At 61.2% G+C, this 17,086-nt stretch carries 15 protein-coding genes; 6 read left to right on the top strand and 9 right to left on the bottom strand.

Features of this window, described 5'->3' with window-relative positions; all coding sequences use genetic code 11:
• Genes O9X91_RS05430 through O9X91_RS05420 form a run of 3 tightly spaced genes read right to left on the bottom strand, consistent with a single transcriptional unit; the run spans position 1 to position 4,783 of the window.
• Complete coding sequence (locus O9X91_RS05430; RefSeq protein ID WP_269833992.1) at positions 1-2,811, bottom strand: DUF4159 domain-containing protein; 2,811 nt, start codon at positions 2,809-2,811, stop codon at positions 1-3.
• Positions 2,808-3,734, bottom strand: a complete 927-nt coding sequence (locus tag O9X91_RS05425) for a DUF58 domain-containing protein (RefSeq protein WP_077981566.1) — start codon at positions 3,732-3,734, stop codon at positions 2,808-2,810. Before O9X91_RS05425 ends, O9X91_RS05430 begins: the two co-directional genes overlap by 4 nt.
• A gap of 38 nt (positions 3,735-3,772) precedes the next feature.
• A complete protein-coding gene (locus tag O9X91_RS05420; protein ID WP_077981567.1) occupies positions 3,773-4,783 on the bottom strand; it encodes an AAA family ATPase in 1,011 nt (336 codons plus the stop codon).
• A gap of 138 nt (positions 4,784-4,921) precedes the next feature.
• Here O9X91_RS05420 and O9X91_RS05415 point away from each other — a divergent pair, with 138 nt between their 5' ends.
• Genes O9X91_RS05415 through O9X91_RS05405 form a run of 3 tightly spaced genes read left to right on the top strand, consistent with a single transcriptional unit; the run spans position 4,922 to position 7,433 of the window.
• Positions 4,922-5,551, top strand: a complete 630-nt coding sequence (locus tag O9X91_RS05415; protein ID WP_077981568.1) for a DUF1285 domain-containing protein — start codon at positions 4,922-4,924, stop codon at positions 5,549-5,551.
• Positions 5,548-6,180 (top strand): NUDIX hydrolase, encoded by a 633-nt coding sequence (locus tag O9X91_RS05410; RefSeq protein WP_142911739.1) that lies wholly within the window; start codon positions 5,548-5,550, stop codon positions 6,178-6,180. The genes O9X91_RS05415 and O9X91_RS05410 overlap by 4 nt, the downstream gene beginning before the upstream one ends.
• Positions 6,177-7,433 (top strand): CCA tRNA nucleotidyltransferase, encoded by a 1,257-nt coding sequence (locus tag O9X91_RS05405; protein WP_142911738.1) that lies wholly within the window; start codon positions 6,177-6,179, stop codon positions 7,431-7,433. Before O9X91_RS05410 ends, O9X91_RS05405 begins: the two co-directional genes overlap by 4 nt.
• 26 nt (positions 7,434-7,459) lie before the next feature.
• Here O9X91_RS05405 and O9X91_RS05400 read toward each other — a convergent pair whose 3' ends face one another.
• From O9X91_RS05400 to hemF, 3 genes are all read right to left on the bottom strand, one after another.
• Entirely contained in the window at positions 7,460-7,645 is a 186-nt protein-coding gene (locus O9X91_RS05400) for a DUF1059 domain-containing protein (protein ID WP_004442982.1), read from the bottom strand.
• 120 nt (positions 7,646-7,765) lie between these two features.
• Entirely contained in the window at positions 7,766-8,035 is a 270-nt protein-coding gene (locus O9X91_RS05395) for a hypothetical protein (protein ID WP_142911737.1), read from the bottom strand.
• Between the two features lie 123 nt (positions 8,036-8,158).
• A complete protein-coding gene (gene hemF / locus O9X91_RS05390) occupies positions 8,159-9,070 on the bottom strand; it encodes an oxygen-dependent coproporphyrinogen oxidase (RefSeq protein WP_142911736.1) in 912 nt (303 codons plus the stop codon).
• 129 nt (positions 9,071-9,199) lie between these two features.
• Between hemF and O9X91_RS05385 the strand changes: the two genes are divergently transcribed.
• The gene (locus tag O9X91_RS05385; protein WP_077981631.1) at positions 9,200-9,475 is read left to right on the top strand and encodes a hypothetical protein; all 276 of its coding nucleotides are present in this window, start codon (positions 9,200-9,202) and stop codon (positions 9,473-9,475) included.
• 104 nt (positions 9,476-9,579) lie between these two features.
• Here the strand turns inward: O9X91_RS05385 and O9X91_RS05380 are convergent, their stop codons facing one another.
• Complete coding sequence (locus tag O9X91_RS05380; RefSeq protein ID WP_077981573.1) at positions 9,580-11,232, bottom strand: Na/Pi cotransporter family protein; 1,653 nt, start codon at positions 11,230-11,232, stop codon at positions 9,580-9,582.
• Between the two features lie 173 nt (positions 11,233-11,405).
• Positions 11,406-11,867: a tRNA (cytidine(34)-2'-O)-methyltransferase gene (locus O9X91_RS05375; RefSeq protein WP_191217501.1), complete on the bottom strand. Its 462-nt coding sequence runs from the start codon at positions 11,865-11,867 to the stop codon at positions 11,406-11,408.
• A 378-nt stretch (positions 11,868-12,245) separates the two neighbouring features.
• On the opposite strand from O9X91_RS05375, the gene O9X91_RS05370 reads away from it, so the two are divergent.
• Together O9X91_RS05370 and O9X91_RS05365 are read left to right on the top strand one after the other, a co-directional pair.
• Positions 12,246-14,096, top strand: coding sequence for an ABC transporter ATP-binding protein (locus tag O9X91_RS05370; RefSeq protein ID WP_142911734.1), 1,851 nt, complete (start codon positions 12,246-12,248; stop codon positions 14,094-14,096).
• 124 nt (positions 14,097-14,220) lie between these two features.
• On the top strand, positions 14,221-16,089 hold the full coding sequence (locus O9X91_RS05365; RefSeq protein WP_269833995.1) for an ABC transporter ATP-binding protein: 1,869 nt from the start codon (positions 14,221-14,223) through the stop codon (positions 16,087-16,089).
• Between the two features lie 9 nt (positions 16,090-16,098).
• Here the strand turns inward: O9X91_RS05365 and O9X91_RS05360 are convergent, their stop codons facing one another.
• Positions 16,099-17,031, bottom strand: a complete 933-nt coding sequence (locus O9X91_RS05360) for an endonuclease/exonuclease/phosphatase family protein (protein ID WP_142911733.1) — start codon at positions 17,029-17,031, stop codon at positions 16,099-16,101.
• Positions 17,032-17,086 lie beyond the last annotated feature (55 nt).

Genomic DNA, 17,086 nt, shown 5'->3' with positions numbered 1-17,086 from the left:
TCACTGCCCCAACCGTTCGAGAAGTGCCGGAACATGGACCTGATCGGCCTTGTAGTTGCCGGTCAGCATATACATCATGATGTTGACGCCGGAGCGGAAAGCATGTTCGCGCTGCAATTCGTCTGGCGGCACAGTGGGCAGAACCGGAGCGCCCTGCGCGTCGACGGCCCAGGCACCGGCGAAATCATTGCCCGTTATCATGATCGGCGTCACGCCATCGCCGGAGGAGGAGAGACCGGAGGTGGTCTTCGCCGCTCCCTGTCGCGATTCCACCCATAGCGGTGAGCCGTTGTAACGGCCGGGGAAATTGGTGAGCAGGTAGAAGGAGCGCGTCAGAACATGGTCTTCCGGCACAGGTTCCAGCGGCGGAATGTCGATATTGGCAAGGATCGCCTGCAGGCGTTCGCCGTTGGGGCTGGTCGCGCCGGTGTCGAGCGAAGAAAACTGGTCGCGCGTATCGAACAGAACAGTGCCACCGGCACGCATATACGCATCGATGCGCGATATAGCGGCGCTAGACGGCATCGGGGCGGAGGCCGAAACCGGCCAGTAGATGATGGGATAAAAGGACAATTCATCCTTGGAAATATCGAGTCCGACAGGCTGGCCGGGTTCCAGCGTCGTGCGCCAGGTCAGGAATTCGCTGAGACCTTGGAGACCCTGCTCGGAAATGCGGTCGACATCGTCTTCGCCTGTGCGGACATAGGCGAGATGCGTCGTGTCCAGCCGCTCGAAAATCTGCTCGTCACCGGGTTTGGGGTCGTCGGCGCGGGCGTCCGTTGGAGACATGGCGGCAAAGGCGCCGAGCGCCAGAAGCACGGTGGCGGCGGTCGCGCTGCGGGCTTTCGGCAGGCGTGCGAAGGCGCCGTTCATGAAGAGCACGATGAGACTGTCGGCAATCAGCATCAGGAAGGCAGCGATGAACAAGGCCGGGCGCAGCGATTTCGCCGTTTCGCCGATCAGTGCTTCGCTGGTGGTGTTGACACCGGCGACCGAGGTATCGAGCGGGCGAAGCGTGGCGCCAGCCGGCAGAAGATTGAGAGCCACGAAACCATCCTCTGTGCCATAGAGGCCGGGGGGATTGTCGAAACCGGAGCGGGGCGGCTGGCCGGCGCGCATTTCCAGCGGCCGGGCAGTGCCGATTTCGGCGGAAAGCGCGCCTTCGGCCGTCAGCAGCCGGAAGGGGGGCAGGGCAGCGGCCGGGGCGTTTGCGTTGGCAGAAGCGCCGCCCGCCTTCGACAATTGCACGATACGGCGCAGCATATCGACGAAATGGCCTGAGATCGGCAGGTCGGACCAACTCGCTTCGGCGCTGACATGGAAGAGCACGATGCGGCCTGCCTCGACATTGCGGGTGGTGACGAGCGGCGTGCCGTCTGCAAGGCTCGCCCATGTGCGTTCAGCCAGATCGGGTGTCGGCTCGGCCAGAACCTGGCGTTTGACGAGGACGCCATCGGCCTTCGGCATGCCGGCGAAAGCGCCGAAATTCGGGAAATCGGCCAGCGGCTGCGGCTCGGCCCAGGAGAGCGCGCCACCAAGCGCGCGTTCGCCCTGTCTGAGTGTTACAGGCACCAGCGGATCGTCGGCCGGTGCTGCGGCAAGGCGCGGTCCGGCAAAACGGATGAGCGTGCCGCCGCCCGCAAGCCATTTTTGCATCGGCTCATAGGTTTCCTGCGGCAGGCGGCCGATATCGGCCATGACGATGACCGAAGGATTGGATTGCAGGATTTCCGGGATCGCCTGCGCGAGATCGGCCTGCCGCTGCGGAATGAGATCAACGAAGGGCTGAAGTGCACGGCTGATATAATAAAGCGGTTGTAGCAGCGGCTGGAAATCATTGCCGGTTTCGCCGGCCAGCAGCGCCACGCGACGCCGGCGGAAGCCGTCGTCGAGAAGATGCACCGCGCCTGCCGTCGAAACACCTTCGAGGGAGAGACGGGCGAAATCGTTTCGCAGTTCGAAGGGCGCTTCCACCGTCGCCGTGGTTTCGGCCGCGCCGGGCGCGAAGTTTGCGATGCCGTTGGCGAGGATACGGCCCTGGCTGTCCTGCGCATTGACGGTCAGCCGGGCGGCTTCGGCCGTGTCGGGCCGTGACAGTGTGACGCTCATGGCATCGGCATTGTTGCTGGCGCCGGTAATGGCGTTGATCGCCTTGCCGTCGCCTTTCACAATGCGGAATTCGGCGGGTGAGAGGCTGGCGAGCGTCCTCAGTGCGCTTTCATCCTGCGCGGTTTGAACGCCATCGGCGATATAAGCGAGCGTGCCGGGGGGCGTGCCGTTCAGCGCCTCTGTGATGGCTTCTGCCGTGCGCACGCGGTCCGGCACGAGCGGCTTCGGCTTTGCTGCGGCGAGCTTTTCCAGTGCAACGCCTGCCGTTCCCGGTACAGCGTCATGTTCTGCATCGGCGGTGAAGCTGATGGAGACGGGGCGGTCGGCCCGTTCCGCATCGCCGATCAGGGCCTCAGCGGTTGCAACGCGTCTTTCCCAGTCTGGCGCGGAGGCCCAGCTGTTGTCGACCACCAGCACCAGCGGGCCGCTGCCGGCAATGCTGTTGTTGCGCGGGTTCACCACCGGATCGGCGAGCGCGAAAATCACGGCGGCGGCGAGCGCCATGCGCAGGAGGGTCAGCCACCATGGGCTTTTCGAGGGCGTTTCCTCGCGTTTCAGCACCGTCGCCAATATCTTAAGCGGCGGAAACACTTCCGCCTTGGGGCGCGGCGGCGTCAGTCGCAGCAGCCACCAGATGGCGGGCAGCGCCAGCAGGCCGAAGAGGATATAGGGACTGGTGAAGACGAAAGGCAATGCGCTCATCGACGGCCACCGCCTTGCCCACCGCCCTGTGCCGGCGCGCCGGAAAGATACATGTGAACGGCGACGAGCGCCTCGGAGGCGAGATGATCGGTGCGGTGGAACACGAAGTTCCAGCCGAGACGGCGCAACGAGGAGGACAGAGCCTCACGCCTTGCGAGATAGGCGCGGGTGTAATCCTCGCGAATGGTTTCGGCACGGCCCGACACCAGTTTTTCACCGGTTTCCGGATCGGTGAATTCGGTGCGGCCGGAATAGGGAAAAGTCTCTTCGGCCGGATCGGCAATTTCCACCACATGACCGCGCAGGCCGCGCCGCGCGAGCGGCGAAATGCGCTCCATCACGGTCTGTGCATCATCGAGAAAATCACCGATCAGCACGATGTCGCTCGCGCCGCGGATCATGCCCGTTTCCGGCATGCCAGTGGTCAGCGGCGCGTGCATGATGGCGGCGGCCAGTCGTTCGGCGGCGTTTCTGGCCGACACAGGCTCCATGATGCCGGGGCAACCGATGCGCTCACCCGAGCGCGCGAGGATTTCCGCAAGCGCCAGCATCAGCACCAGCGCCCGGCTTTCCTTTGAAACAGAGCCAAGGGTGGATTTGAACATCATAGACGGCGACATGTCGGCCCAAAGCCAGATGGTGTGGGCCGCTTCCCATTCCCGGTCTCGCACATAGGTGTGGTCGTCGCGGGCCGAGCGCCGCCAGTCGATGCGTGACAGGCTCTCACCTTCGGCATAGGGGCGGAACTGCCAGAAATTTTCGCCGATGCCGCGCTTGCGGCGGCCGTGCCAGCCGGCGATAACGGTGTTGGCGATGCGCTTTGCCTCGACCATGCAGTCCGGCACCAGGGCGGCGCGCTGTCGTGCACGCGCCAGAACTTCGCTACCCGGCGTCTTGTCTACGATCTGGCCGATGGATGCCACATGCCGTCCTTTCGCGAAAATTTGGGCCTGGGATGCGTTCAGTTCTTCGCCTGCTCCACAAGCGCTGCGATGACATCGCGCACCGACATGCCTTCGGCGCGGGCCGCAAAGGTCAGCGCCATGCGGTGTTCCAGCACCGGTTCGGCCAGCGCATGGACATCGTCCAGCGACGGAGCGAGCCGGCCTTCGTAAAGAGCACGGGCGCGGGCCGTCAGCATCAGCGACTGGCCGGCGCGCGGACCCGGTCCCCAGGCAACGTGCTTGTCGGTCAATTTGTTGCCATGGCCGGGGCGGGCGGAGCGGACGAGCGAAAGGATCGCATCCACCACCTTGTCGCTGACCGGCATCTGGCGGATCAGGGACTGGATTTCCATCAGACGCCCGGCATCGATCACGCCGCGCGCTTCGCCCGAGGCGGCGCCTGTCGTGTCGAGAAGGATCTGTCGCTCGGCGGCAAGTTCGGGATAACCGACATCGACCTGAAGCAGGAAGCGGTCGAGCTGGGCTTCGGGCAGCGGATAGGTGCCTTCCTGTTCCAGCGGGTTCTGTGTGGCCAGAACGTGGAACGGCTTCGGCAGCTCGTAGGTCTGGCCGGCCATGGTGATGTGATATTCCTGCATGGCCTGCAAAAGGGCGGACTGCGTGCGCGGGCTGGCGCGGTTGATTTCGTCGGCCATCAGCAACTGGCCGAAAATCGGACCCTTGATGAAGCGGAAAGAACGGCGACCGTTCTCGTCCTGATCCATGACTTCGGAGCCGAGAATATCTGACGGCATCAGGTCCGGTGTGAACTGGATGCGATTGGCATCGAGGCCGATTACGGTGCCGAGCGTGGTGACGAGCTTGGTCTTGGCGAGGCCGGGAACGCCGACGAGCAGCGCGTGGCCGCCCGAGAGGATGGCAAGAAGCGTGTTCTGCACCACTTTTTCCTGGCCGAAAATGACCTTGGAGACTTCCGTGCGGATGGCCGCAATGTCGGAAAGCGCCTTTTCGGCCGCAGCGACGATGGCCTTTTCATCAAGGGTTTCGCCGGTATTCATCACGCCCATGTCGCTCTCCTCATACCTTCGCCACCGGGCCTATATCGCCCCGCTTACAGCTTATTGCTCTCTTGGCCGCTGACAAGCGCCATTCGAATGACTATGTCGTGACTTAGTATTTCCTTATCGGCAAAGCGAGACTCGAATATGGCAGCGGAGACGATAAATTCGGCAGGCGATGCGGCCGGGCTTGCGGCGATGATTTCCCGCGCCGCGGAACAGACCGGCGATGCGAAGCGCGGGCCGGCGCCGGTGGAACGCTGGAATCCACCTTATTGTGGTGATCTGGACATGGAAATCCGGGCTGACGGCACCTGGTTCTATCTCGGCACGCCCATTGGCAGAGCGCCGCTGGTGCGGCTGTTTTCCACCGTTCTGCGCAAGGATGAGGACGGGAAGACCTATCTCGTAACTCCTGTGGAAAAAGTCGGCATCCGCGTGGTGGACGCGCCTTTCGTCGCCGTGGAAATGAAGGTGACGGCGGGTGAGGACGATGGCGAGCCGCTGCTGACCTTCCGCACCAATGTCGGCGACGTGGTGGAGGCGGGGCCGGAGCACCCGCTGCGGTTCGAGGTTTTCGGTGAGAACCGGGAATTGAAGCCCTATCTTCTGGTGCGCGGTAGGCTGGAAGCGCTCGTCTCGCGGGCCGTGATGTATGACCTCGTCGCCCTTGGCGAGGTGATCGACGTGGATGGCGTTGAGATGTTTGCCCTGCGCTCGGGCGGGGTGATCTTTCCCGTGATGCCCGCCAAGGAACTGGAACGGCTTTCGCAATGACAATGACGACATTCAAAGGTTTTACCGCCAGCGATTTCCGCCGCCGGGTGCTGCAGGAAGGCGAGGGCGTGGCCGAGCGGGAAAATGGCGACCATGTGCTCAATCCGGGCGTGGTGCTTTCTGGCAACGGCATCCGGCTGAAGGATGCCGCCGTGCTGATACCTGTCATCGACGATGGCAACGATGCGCGGGTGATCTTCACTCAGCGTACGGCAACCCTGCGCAAACATTCCGGCCAGATTTCCTTTCCCGGCGGCGGCATTGATGCCGAGGACCGCACGCCGGAAGAGGCAGCGTTGCGGGAGACGGAAGAAGAAATCGGCCTTTCGCGGTCTTTCGTGGAGACGGTCGGGCGTCTGCCGGACTACATTTCCGGGACGGGATTTCGCATCAAGCCGGTGCTATCGGTCGTTCGCCCCGGCTTTGATTTGACGCTTAATCCCACTGAAGTGGACGAGGTTTTCGAGGTGCCGTTGTCCTTCCTGATGGACCCGGCCAATCACGGGCGCGGCAGCCGCATCTTTCAGGGGAAGGAGCGGTTTTTCTACGAAATGCCCTATGGCGAACGCTACATTTGGGGCATTACGGCGGGCATCGTCAGGACGATTTACGAGAGGTTTTATTCATGAGCAGCCTTGCCGGGCGGGACTGGTTTCAAAAACCGGCGCTGAAGCGCATCTTTACGCTTCTGAATGCCGATGGCGGCGAGGTGCGGATCGTCGGCGGCGCGGTGCGCAATGCGCTGATGGACCTGCCGGTCGTCGATGTCGACATGGCGACGACGCTCACTCCGGACGTGGTGGTGGAGCGGGCGAAGGCTGTGGGCATCAAGGCGGTGCCGACCGGCATCGAGCACGGCACTGTAACGCTGGTAATCGATGGCGAAGGTTTCGAGGTAACGACGCTGCGCCGCGATGTCGAAACCAATGGCCGCCACGCACAGGTGGCCTTCGGCACCGACTGGCAGACCGACGCCGAGCGGCGTGACCTCACCATCAATGCCCTCTATGCCGATGAAAAGGGCGAGATCATCGATCTTGTCGATGGTCTTCCCGATATCGAGACCGGCACAGTGCGTTTCATCGGCGATGCGGCGATGCGGATTTCGGAAGATTATCTGCGGATTCTCCGGTTTTTCCGCTTTTTTGCCCATTACGGTTCCGGCCGCCCGGATGCGGACGGCTTGCGGGCAAGCGCGCGGGCCAAGGACAAGCTGGGCACCCTTTCGGCCGAGCGGGTGTGGAGCGAATTGAAAAAGCTGCTTTCCGCCCGCGATCCTTCGCGCGCCCTTTTGTGGATGCGGCAATCGGGCGTTCTGGCGGAAATTCTTCCCGAAACGGAAAAATGGGGCATCGACGCCATTTATGGACTGGTGGCGACGGAGCAGACTCTCGGCTGGGCGGTGGACCCGATGCTGCGGCTTGCCGCCATCGTGCCGCCGGACAGGGACAGGCTGGCTGCCCTTGCCGCGCGCCTCCGGCTGTCGAAAGCCGAAGCGGCTTATCTTAACCACTGGGCCTCGGCTCCGGCGGCTGACCCTGAGTTGAAGGAGACGGCGCTCGACCGGCTGCTATATCGCCAGGGTCTGGAGGGCGTGAAGACGCGGCTGAAACTGGCGCTTGCTTCAGCCCGCGCCGATCTTTCGGCTGGCGACACGGCCATGCGGAAAGTGGCGCGGCTTTCGACATTGCTGGCGCGGGCGGAAAAATTCCACAAACCGGGCTTTCCTCTGAGCGGCGCGGATGTGATGGCCGCTGGCGTCGAGGCCGGCCCGAAGGTGGGCGAAGTGCTGAAAAGCCTCGAGGAAAAGTGGATCGACGTCAACTTCTCGCTGGACCGGGCAGCCTTGACCGCCCGGCTGAAAGATATGCTGGAGAATTGAAGCCGCAATAGTGGCGGCGCTTCGGCTTACGCCGCATTCGCTTCGTCGCGGATGCGCGCCTTGATGTTTTCGATCATATTTTCGCGGATGACGGTTTCGCCATGGGCCGAGCGCATATGTTCAACGGTTCGGCGCACGACTTCGGCATCGTCGTCTGCGCGGGTGTGCCAGGCGCAGCCGGGCACGAGCGTTCCACATTCAAACAGTCTCATGGTCTTGCCTCCCTGTTTTGATTGAGGGACAGCAATTCAATTGCCTGCTGTCCCTCCAACAAGAAACGAAAGTTCACCGCTTATGTTCCACAGCGGCGTCCCTCGACCTTATTCAAGCCCCTATTCGGGCATCGCCCAGCACTGGAAAACAGAGGATGTGCCGGCTGCCGGAATTTTTGTACGAGGCATTTCGTCATTGTCCGCCCGCCGCGCCGTCTTTTGTCCGGCAAGGGAGCGTTTTACCTGTTCGACATAAAAGGAATGCGGCAGTTCGCGATCACCCGTGGCGCGCATTTCCGCTGCCAGGCGGTCGATCAATTCCGGGGTATCGATGGATTGCTGTGCTCCCTCGGGGGAAGCAGAGATAGGCATGCTGTTCGAAGTAATCATGACGATAGCTCCTCCAGTACGTCTGCGAGGAGGAGACTATCATTGCCTTGATTTTTCCATAAGTCCTAATTTGCGCTATTTGCGACGAAATGGCTGATAAGCGTCAAATTTATGTGAGGTTCTTTAGGGCCAGCGCACCACCGGCGGCAGGGAGGACAGGATCGATTCGACGTTGCCTCCGGTCTTGAGGCCAAAGATCGTGCCGCGATCGTAAAGCAGGTTGAATTCCACGTAACGGCCACGACGGATAAGCTGCTCGTCGCGGTCCGCTTCCGTCCAGTTCTGGTTGAAATTGGCGCGGACGATTTTCGGATAGACCAGATTGAAGGCGCGGCCGACATCCTGCACGAAGGCGAAATTCGCGTCCCAGCCGCCATTTTCCTCCTGTGGGTGCAGCCAGTCGAAAAAGATGCCGCCGATGCCGCGGGCTTCGTTGCGGTGCTTCAGGAAAAAATACTCGTCGCACCACGTCTTGTAGCGCGGATAATCGGCGACCGGATGGCGGTTGCAGGTAATTTCGAAGGCGCGGTGGAAAAGCTGGCTGTCCGGGTCTTCCTGCGTCCGTCTGCGTCCCAGCACCGGCGTCAGATCCGCGCCGCCGCCGAACCAGTGGCTGGTGGTGACGACCATGCGGGTGTTCATGTGCACGGCCGGCACATGAGGGTTGACCGGATGGGCGATGAGCGAAATACCCGACGCCCAGAACTGCGGGTCTTCTTCCGCACCCGGTATCTGCTTGCGGAATTCCGGCGAGAATTCGCCATAGACGGTGGAGGTGTGGACGCCGACCTTTTCGAAGACGCGACCTTCCATCATCGACATCTTCCCGCCGCCGCCCTCGCCATTGTCACGCAGCCAGTCCTTCTGCACGAAACGGCCGGGCTCCTGATCGGAAAGAGGGCCCGTCAGGTCGCTTTCGAGGGTCTCGAAGGAGGCGACGATGGTGTCGCGAAGATGCTGGAACCAGGCTTGGGCAAGGGCCTTCTTGTCCTCGATGTCGTCGGGCAAGCCCTTCGGCAAGATTGGCCGTTCCATGCGTATTCTCCTTTGGTGACGTCGATTCCCTGTCGCGTCTAGCAGGTGCAGGCCCCGCGCACAAATTCGACTCGCCAAGTTCACATGCGGGCACTATCTTTATCGATGTAGGTGCCAGAGGTGAATATCATGACGAAATTTACCGGACCGCCGCCGCTCGACGGGCTGAAGCGCAGGATCACCAATCATCGCAGGGAACGTGAAAGCGCCGGCGGTGAACAAAAGCGCGACGGCATGTTCGTGCGCCAGACGTTCTGTCTTGGCCGCGAGGAAGCCCGCGCCAAGGCGCGCGAATGGTTCGACAGCTTTCCCAAAGCGGCCTATTGGACGGAAGTGGAAAGCTGGCGGCAGCTGGAAGGCGACCGCATCGAATTCACCATGCGGCGTCTGCCCTCCGCCGATTGAATTTTGGAGCGTCTTCGCTTTTCTTCGGGTCGCGAAAACGCTCTAATTTTTTTGTTTGTCGCATTTCCGGACGGAAAACCGGGGCCACTTTTCCTGGAAATGCTCTAGGCGCGTGGCTCCGCGTAACGCAGGCGGCTTTCGATCAGCACGCCGCTTTCATCCAGAATGGGATGCGCCACCGTCACGATATGGGCGTTGATGCGCTTCAAATCCCGCAGCATGTCCAGATGCAGCGAACTGGTTTGCATGCTTTCCGCCAACCCGTCGCGCAGCCGCTCCAGATGGCGGTTGGAGGATTGTTTTTCGAGGCGGCGTATATCCACCTTGCTTTCCATCAGCCGGCGGGCGAGCTCGAAATCGCCGGTCACCAGAATGCTCTGGGCGGCGCGCAGGTTCTCGATGGTCATGTCGAACAGGGTCTTCAGCTCCTCATAACCGTCATCGGAAAATTTGAAGCTGTTCAGCACCTTCTTGCGGATCTGCTCGCAGATGCCCTTTTCGATGATATCGCCGATATGTTCGAGGTTGATGGCATAATCGATGATGGCGATCGAACGACGCGCTTCCTCGTCGGTCAACCCTTTGCGGCCCAGTTGCGAGAGATAGACCTTCACCTCCTGCTGGCGGCGGTCGACCTTCTTTTCGAGCAGGGACACTTCCTGAAGCGGTGCCAGATCATTGTGCTTGAAGGCGTTTTCGGCGCGGATCAGCATCCGCTCGATGCTGTCGCCGACGCTTAAGACCTCGCGGGTGGCGTTGGCAAGCGCAACGACCGGCATATCCAGCGCCTGCTGGTCGAGGAAATTCGGCCCGTCTTCGGCTTTCGGATCACCCGGCACCAGCTTTGTCATCAGGTCGGAAATCAGGCCGGAGAAGGGCCAGGCCAGCGCCGCGAGGATGACATTGAAGATGAGGTGGGCGTCGACGGGCAATTTGGCGGGCGAAAGCGGCAATTGCTGTAGATATGTTGCGCCATAGGAGGCGAGCGGCATGGCAACCAGGCAGCCGATGGTGCGAACGACAAGATTGCCGATGGTGATGCGCCGCGCCGATGCCGGGCCGGACAGCGTGGCGATGACGGGCGGAATGGCGCCGCCGAGATTGGCGCCGAGGATGAGAACGATGATGAGTCCCGTGGACAGGGTGCCGGTGGCGGCCAGTGACAGGATCAGCACCACGACGGCGAGGCTGGAGGAGGAGACGAAGGCGAGCACGGCGGAAAAGATCAGCGCGACTGGCCATGCGCCATCCAGCAGGCCGATGAAGACGCCGAGCGCCGGAGAGGCGCGCATGGGTTCGGTGGCGCCGCTTAAGAGATGCAGTGACAGAAGCATCAGGCCGATACCGATGACGGCGGTTCCGCCGCCCTGTCTGGCATTGGAACTGCCTTTTTTCAGGATAATGCCGGCAAGGATCAGCAGCGGCGAAAGCCACTCGACGCCGGCGGCGACGATCCATGCGGTAACGGCGGTGCCGACATTGGCGCCAAGCAGCACGACCTGTGCCATGCGTGGCTTGATGAGATCCCGTTCCGCGAAGGAAGCGACTGTCAGCGCCGTCGCGGTCGAACTTTGCAGGGCGACGGTGGCGAAGAAGCCGGAACAGAAGGAGCGCGGACCGTTCTGGGTGCCTGTGGCCAGCACGCTTCGCAGTTTCATGCCGAAAGCGCGGGTGACACCGTCCTTCACCTGGGCAAGGCCGAAGAGCAGCAACGCGACGGCGCCGAGAAGGTTGACGATGACAATGGTGGATTGCATGCGACGTCTCCTCACACCCGCCGGCAGATGGTTCCGGCGAGCACGATTTTTGTTGTCCGGCTAATCAGTATAGGAGCGTGAACGCCTTCGGTACAGGCCGGGTTGCGACAGTTCCGCGGTAAAAACGTTCAATTTTCATATTTGCCTGAAAAATTGGCTGTAAAGATGGCAGATTAGGACCATGCCACCTGGCGCAGGGCTTCGCCGGTGACCATCGCCGCCGACATGGCGACGTTGATCGAGCGCTGTCCGGCCATCATCGGGATGATGATTCGTTCATCCGCCTTGTCATGCACATGATCAGGCACACCAGCACTTTCCCGGCCAAACAGCAGGATATCGTTGGCGCGATAGGTGATATCCGTATAGGGCAAGGCGGCCTTGGTGGAGGCGAGAACGAGGCGGCGGCCGGTGGTTGCCCGCCATTCCTCGAAACGGTCCCAGCTGACATGGCGCGTCAGCGCCGCCGCCGCGATGTAATCCATGCCTGCCCGTTTGAGATTGCGGTCGGAAATATCGAAACCCGCCGGCTCGATGATGTCGACGCCAAGGCCAAGACAGGCGGCCAGCCGCAGGATGGTGCCGGTATTGCCTGGAATATCGGGCTGGTAGAGGGCGATCCTGATTGTCTGCATGGTCTCCTGATCCATGTTTTGCGGGCAAATCCAGATCGCACTGCCGGGAAAATCGAACGGGCAAATCCGTGCCGATATACGGTTGCACTTTTTTGAGGCAGGCGGCTGGTGTTTCGTCTTCTTTTGCGATAAAAGATCGGCGTCTTCAACACCAGCCAAAGGAGGTTCTCATGCCAAATGACATTCGCATTCGCCTCCCGGCCCCAGTGGTTCGCCTGCTGGCTTAGGTGGTATCCCGCGGCGCTGCCGCGTTCCCCTTTTTTGATTCACCATGTGGCTGTTGCGGCCATGTTCAAAGACTTTTCCGTTCCGTCGTGAGCCATATTTGTGTCTGCTCACCCTGTGACGATGGAGCGATTGATTGCCGGAGCTTGGCCTATGTTTGGCTGGTTTGAAAAACGCCTCGATCCTTTTCCCGCTTCGGCGCCGTCAGTGGCGCCACAGAAGCTTTTGCCGTTCCTGTGGCACTATGTGAAGCCCGCCTGGCCGTGGTTGCTGCTGCTCGGCCTGATGTCGATGGGCATCGCCATTGCCGAAGCCATGCTTTACAAATTCCTCGGCAACATCGTCGACTGGCTTTCCACGGCCAATCGCGAGACGTTTTTTGCCGATGAGGGCTGGCATCTGATCGGCATGGCAGGGCTGGTGCTTATCGTGCTGCCGCTGATGGGCGCGGTCCACACCATGACGATGCACCAGACGCTTGCCGGCAATTTCGGCATGATCGCACGCTGGAAAATGCACCGTTTCCTGCTGCGCCATTCCATGAACTTTTTTGCCAACGAGTTTGCCGGCCGGGTTTCCACCAAGGTGATGCAGACGGCGCTGGCAATCCGCGAAGTGGCGCTGAAGGTGATCGACGTCTTCGTCTATGCCATCAGCTTCGTGGTTTCGATGCTGTTCATGGTGGCTGCGGCGGACTGGCGGCTGGTCATTCCGCTGCTGGTTTGGCTCGGTATCTATATGGGCATCCTCACCTATTTCGTGCCGAAACTCGGCCGGCTGGCGCAGGAACAGGCCGATGCGCGCTCGATGATGACGGGCCGGATCGTCGACAGCTACACCAATATCTCGACGATCAAGCTGTTTTCCCATGCGGGGCGCGAGGAAAGATATGCGCGTGAGGGCATGAACGTGTTTCTTGGAACCGTTCACCGCCAGATGCGCAAGATTTCCGGCTTCAACATCCTGATCGACCTCAACAATGCCGTGGTGCTGTTTTCCACGGCGGCGCTCGGTCTTTATTTCTGGATGCAGGGTTCGGTCACGGCTGGTTCGGTCGCCATTGCGATCAGCCTTGCCATGCGCGTCAACGGCATGTCGCAGTGGATCATGTGGGAAGTCACGTCGCTGTTCGAAAATATCGGCACGGTCTATGACGGCATGTCGATGATGACGAAGCCCCATGACATCGTTGACGTTCCGAAGGCGCCTGAGCTTGCCGCACCGCAGGGCGCCATCCGTTATGACAACGTCCGTTTCCACTATGGCAAGAACAAGGGCGTGATCGACGGGCTGACGCTCGACATCAAGCCGGGCGAAAAGGTCGGTCTGGTCGGGCGCTCGGGTGCGGGCAAGACCACGCTGATGAACCTGTTGCTGCGCTTTTATGATCTCGAAGGTGGCCGGATCACCATCGACGGGCAGGACATCTCCAAGGTCTCGCAGGACAGCCTGCGCGAACTGATCGGCGTGGTGACGCAGGATACCTCCCTGCTGCACCGGTCGATCCGCGACAACATCGCTTATGGTCATCCCGAGGCCACGGACGAGCAGGTGATCGCGGCGGCGAAGCGGGCGAATGCCTGGGACTTCGTCGAAACGCTTGTGGACATGCATGGCCGTCAGGGTCTCGATGCCCAGGTGGGCGAACGTGGTGTCAAGCTGTCCGGCGGCCAGCGTCAGCGTATTGCGATCGCCCGCGTTTTCCTCAAGAACGCGCCTATCCTGGTGCTTGATGAGGCTACTTCGGCGCTCGATTCGGAAGTCGAGGCGGCGATCCAGGAAAACCTGTTCGCGCTGATGGAAGGCAAGACGGTGATTGCCATCGCCCACCGCCTTTCGACGCTGACCGAAATGGACCGGCTCATCATTCTCGACAAGGGCCGGATCGTGGAAGCGGGCAGCCACGCGGAGCTGGCGGCGATGGGCGGCATTTATGCCGACCTGTGGCGTCGCCAGTCCGGCGGCTTTATCGCCGACCACGAGGCGGAAGTGGCCGCGGAGTAAGCAAAAGCGAAAGGGCGAGGAACATTCCCCGCCCTCTTTCATTTTCCTGATGTTACCGAAATATAATCTTTCCCCGAAGCCGCTACGGCTGTTCCCAAGTCGGGAATCCGCCTATATCCCGATCATGGTCATTACCCGCATCTTCGAGTATTTCGAGAACTGGATAAAGCCCTTCGCCCGCAAGGACGATGTGCGGCCGCCTGAAAGCACATTTGCCTTCATCTGGTTTTATATCTCGCAGGCCAAGGCGCCGTTTTTCGCCATGCTGGTGCTGGGCGGTCTGACGGCGGCCATCGAGGCGGCGCTGTTCTGGTTCGTCGGGCGGCTCGTTGATATTCTCTCGACGGTAAAGCCGGAAGAGGGCTGGGCGGGGCTGCTTGCGGCCCATGGCGGCGAACTGGTGGGCATGCTGGTGCTGATCGCCGTCGTGCGTTTTATCGTCACCATGGTGACCGCGCTGGTGGATCAGCAGATCATTACTCCCGGTTTTTACAATCTGGTGCGCTGGCAATCCTACATGCATGTGGCGCGGCAATCGCTGACCTTCTTCCAGAACGATTTTTCCGGCCGCATCGTGACCAAGGTCTGGTCCGGCGGACAGGCGGCGGGCGATCTCGTTACATCGCTGATGGAAAGCGTGTGGTTCGTCGGCATTTATTCCGTGTCCATGCTGTTCCTGATTGGCGGGCTGGACTGGCGTCTTGCGGTCGTTGTCATCGTCTGGGTGGGGATATTCTCGCTGCTGGCGCGGTATTTCGTGCCGCGTATCCGCCACCACTCCAAGGAAACGGCGGAAGCCGCCTCGATGCTTTCCGGCCGCATGGTGGACGCCTATAGCAATATCCAGACGCTGCGGCTGTTCGGGCGCGACGACGCCAATGACCGCTATATGCGGCAGGGCTTCGACATTTTCCAGCATGCGACCATGACGTTCACGCGCTTCATTACCGGCGTGCGCGCCTCCATGGCGCTTCTGTCGGGCGTGATGATCACATCCATGGCCGCGCTCTGCACCGATCTGTGGCTGTCCGGCAAGATCAGTTCCGGCGCGGTCGCCTTCACGCTGGCGCTGGTGCTGCGCCTCAACTTCCTGCTCGGCCGGTTGATGACGCAGTTCAACGGCATCATGCGCAATTTCGGCACGGTGCAGAATGCCGCCGAGTTGATTTCGCAGCCGATCGGTCTCGTCGACGCCCCGGAGGCGACGGTGCTGGAGGTGAAGAAGCCGGGCATCCGTTTCGAAAATGTCAGTTTCCACTACGGGCGCGCGAACGGCGTCATCGACCATCTCAATCTCGATATCCGGGCGGGCGAGAAGGTGGGCATCGTCGGACGCTCCGGGGCGGGAAAATCCACCCTCGTCAATCTGCTTTTGCGTTTTTACGATGTCGAAAAAGGCCGTATCCTGATCGACGGGCAGGATATCGCCAGGGTGACGCAGGAATCGCTGCGCGCCCATATCGGCATGGTCACGCAGGATACGTCGCTGCTGCATCGCTCCATTCGCGACAACATCCTGTTCGGCCGCACCGACGCCACCGAAGCACAATTGCAGGAGGCGACGCGGCGCGCCAAGGCGGATGATTTCATCGCCAGGCTTGAGGATCAGCGCGGTCGCAAGGGGTTCGATGCACATGTGGGCGAACGCGGCGTGAAATTGTCCGGCGGCCAGCGCCAGCGCATCGCAATCGCCCGCGTGATGCTGAAGGACGCACCGATCCTCGTGCTCGATGAGGCGACGTCGGCGCTCGATTCGGAGGTGGAGGCGGCGATCCAGAGCAATCTGGATGAGCTGATGCAGGGCAAGACGGTGCTGGCCATTGCCCACCGCCTGTCGACGATTGCTGCTCTCGACCGGCTGATCGTGATGGATCAGGGGCGCATCGTGGAGGAGGGCAGCCATTCCGATCTGGTCATGCAGGGCGGTCTTTATTCGGAACTCTGGGCGCGGCAGTCGGGCGGTTTTCTTGCCGCGGACGAAGCGGCGCAATAGGGCCTTCGGCTATTTCCCGATCATGAAATCCGCCATCAGTCCAAAGTGATTGGAGCCGAGGCTGTCGGGCAGGCGGGTGGTTTTCATCAGCGTCGCCGGTTCGCGGGCGAAGATGTGGTCGATGGCGATGCCGAAGCGACCGGCCTCCGTCGGCCATGTGGCGGGTTCGAAGGTCGCCTTCTTCAGATCGTTGGCGGCGAGGAAAGCGCGCATGTCAGGCGCGATGCTGGCCGAATTGAAATCTCCGGCCAGAATGAGCGGCCCGGTGACACGAAAGAGAATTTCGCTCACTTCGTCGAGTTCGTCGCGATGATAATCGTCGAAATAGGGCTTGGTGATATGCCCGGCGGCGAGCGTCAGTTCCGTGCCGTCGAGGTCGATATGGGCTATGGCGAACCGATCCCGCCGAAGATCGCTGAGGCTGTGGAAACGGCCTTCCAGCAATGGTCTTTTTGACAGGATGACCAGATCGCATCCGGGCGTGCCGGCGTAACAGCCAAGCCTGTGCGGATAGGTTTGCTGCAGTCGCGGCAGGGCCGATTCAAGCGCCGCCGCTTCGAAGAGATAGACCGCATCCGCGCCCGATTCGAGAATTTTGTCGGCAATTGCATCGGCATTGGCGGCATTGTCCATCAGCACGTTGAAGGACAGCAGCCGGAAGGGTTTGGCGCCCGGCGCGGGGGCGGCGGATGTGGGAAATTCCAGGAGCATGGCAATGGCGTGGATGGCGAGCGCAAGCGACCAGACCACGAGGAGCGCCGAAACCGCATCGCGCGTCAGCCAGAAGACGAGGCATGACAGCAGGATGCAGACGATGGCGATATGGAGCTGAAAGCTGGTGACGAAGGCGAGAAGCCAGAAATCGGTGAGGTAGCGCAGGCTGGCGACGAAAAGAACGGCAGCCACTGCCGTGGAGACCATGCAAGAGAGCTTCGCCGTCATCCGAATCCCTGCTTTCCGTGCTCTCCCTTGAAGTCTCCTAACATGGTGCACGGAT

It is taken from the genome of Agrobacterium salinitolerans, assembly GCF_027498475.1.
In the GTDB taxonomy this organism is placed as follows: Bacteria; Pseudomonadota; Alphaproteobacteria; order Rhizobiales; family Rhizobiaceae; genus Agrobacterium; species Agrobacterium salinitolerans.
This window is presented reverse-complemented; position numbering and strand designations above follow the sequence as displayed.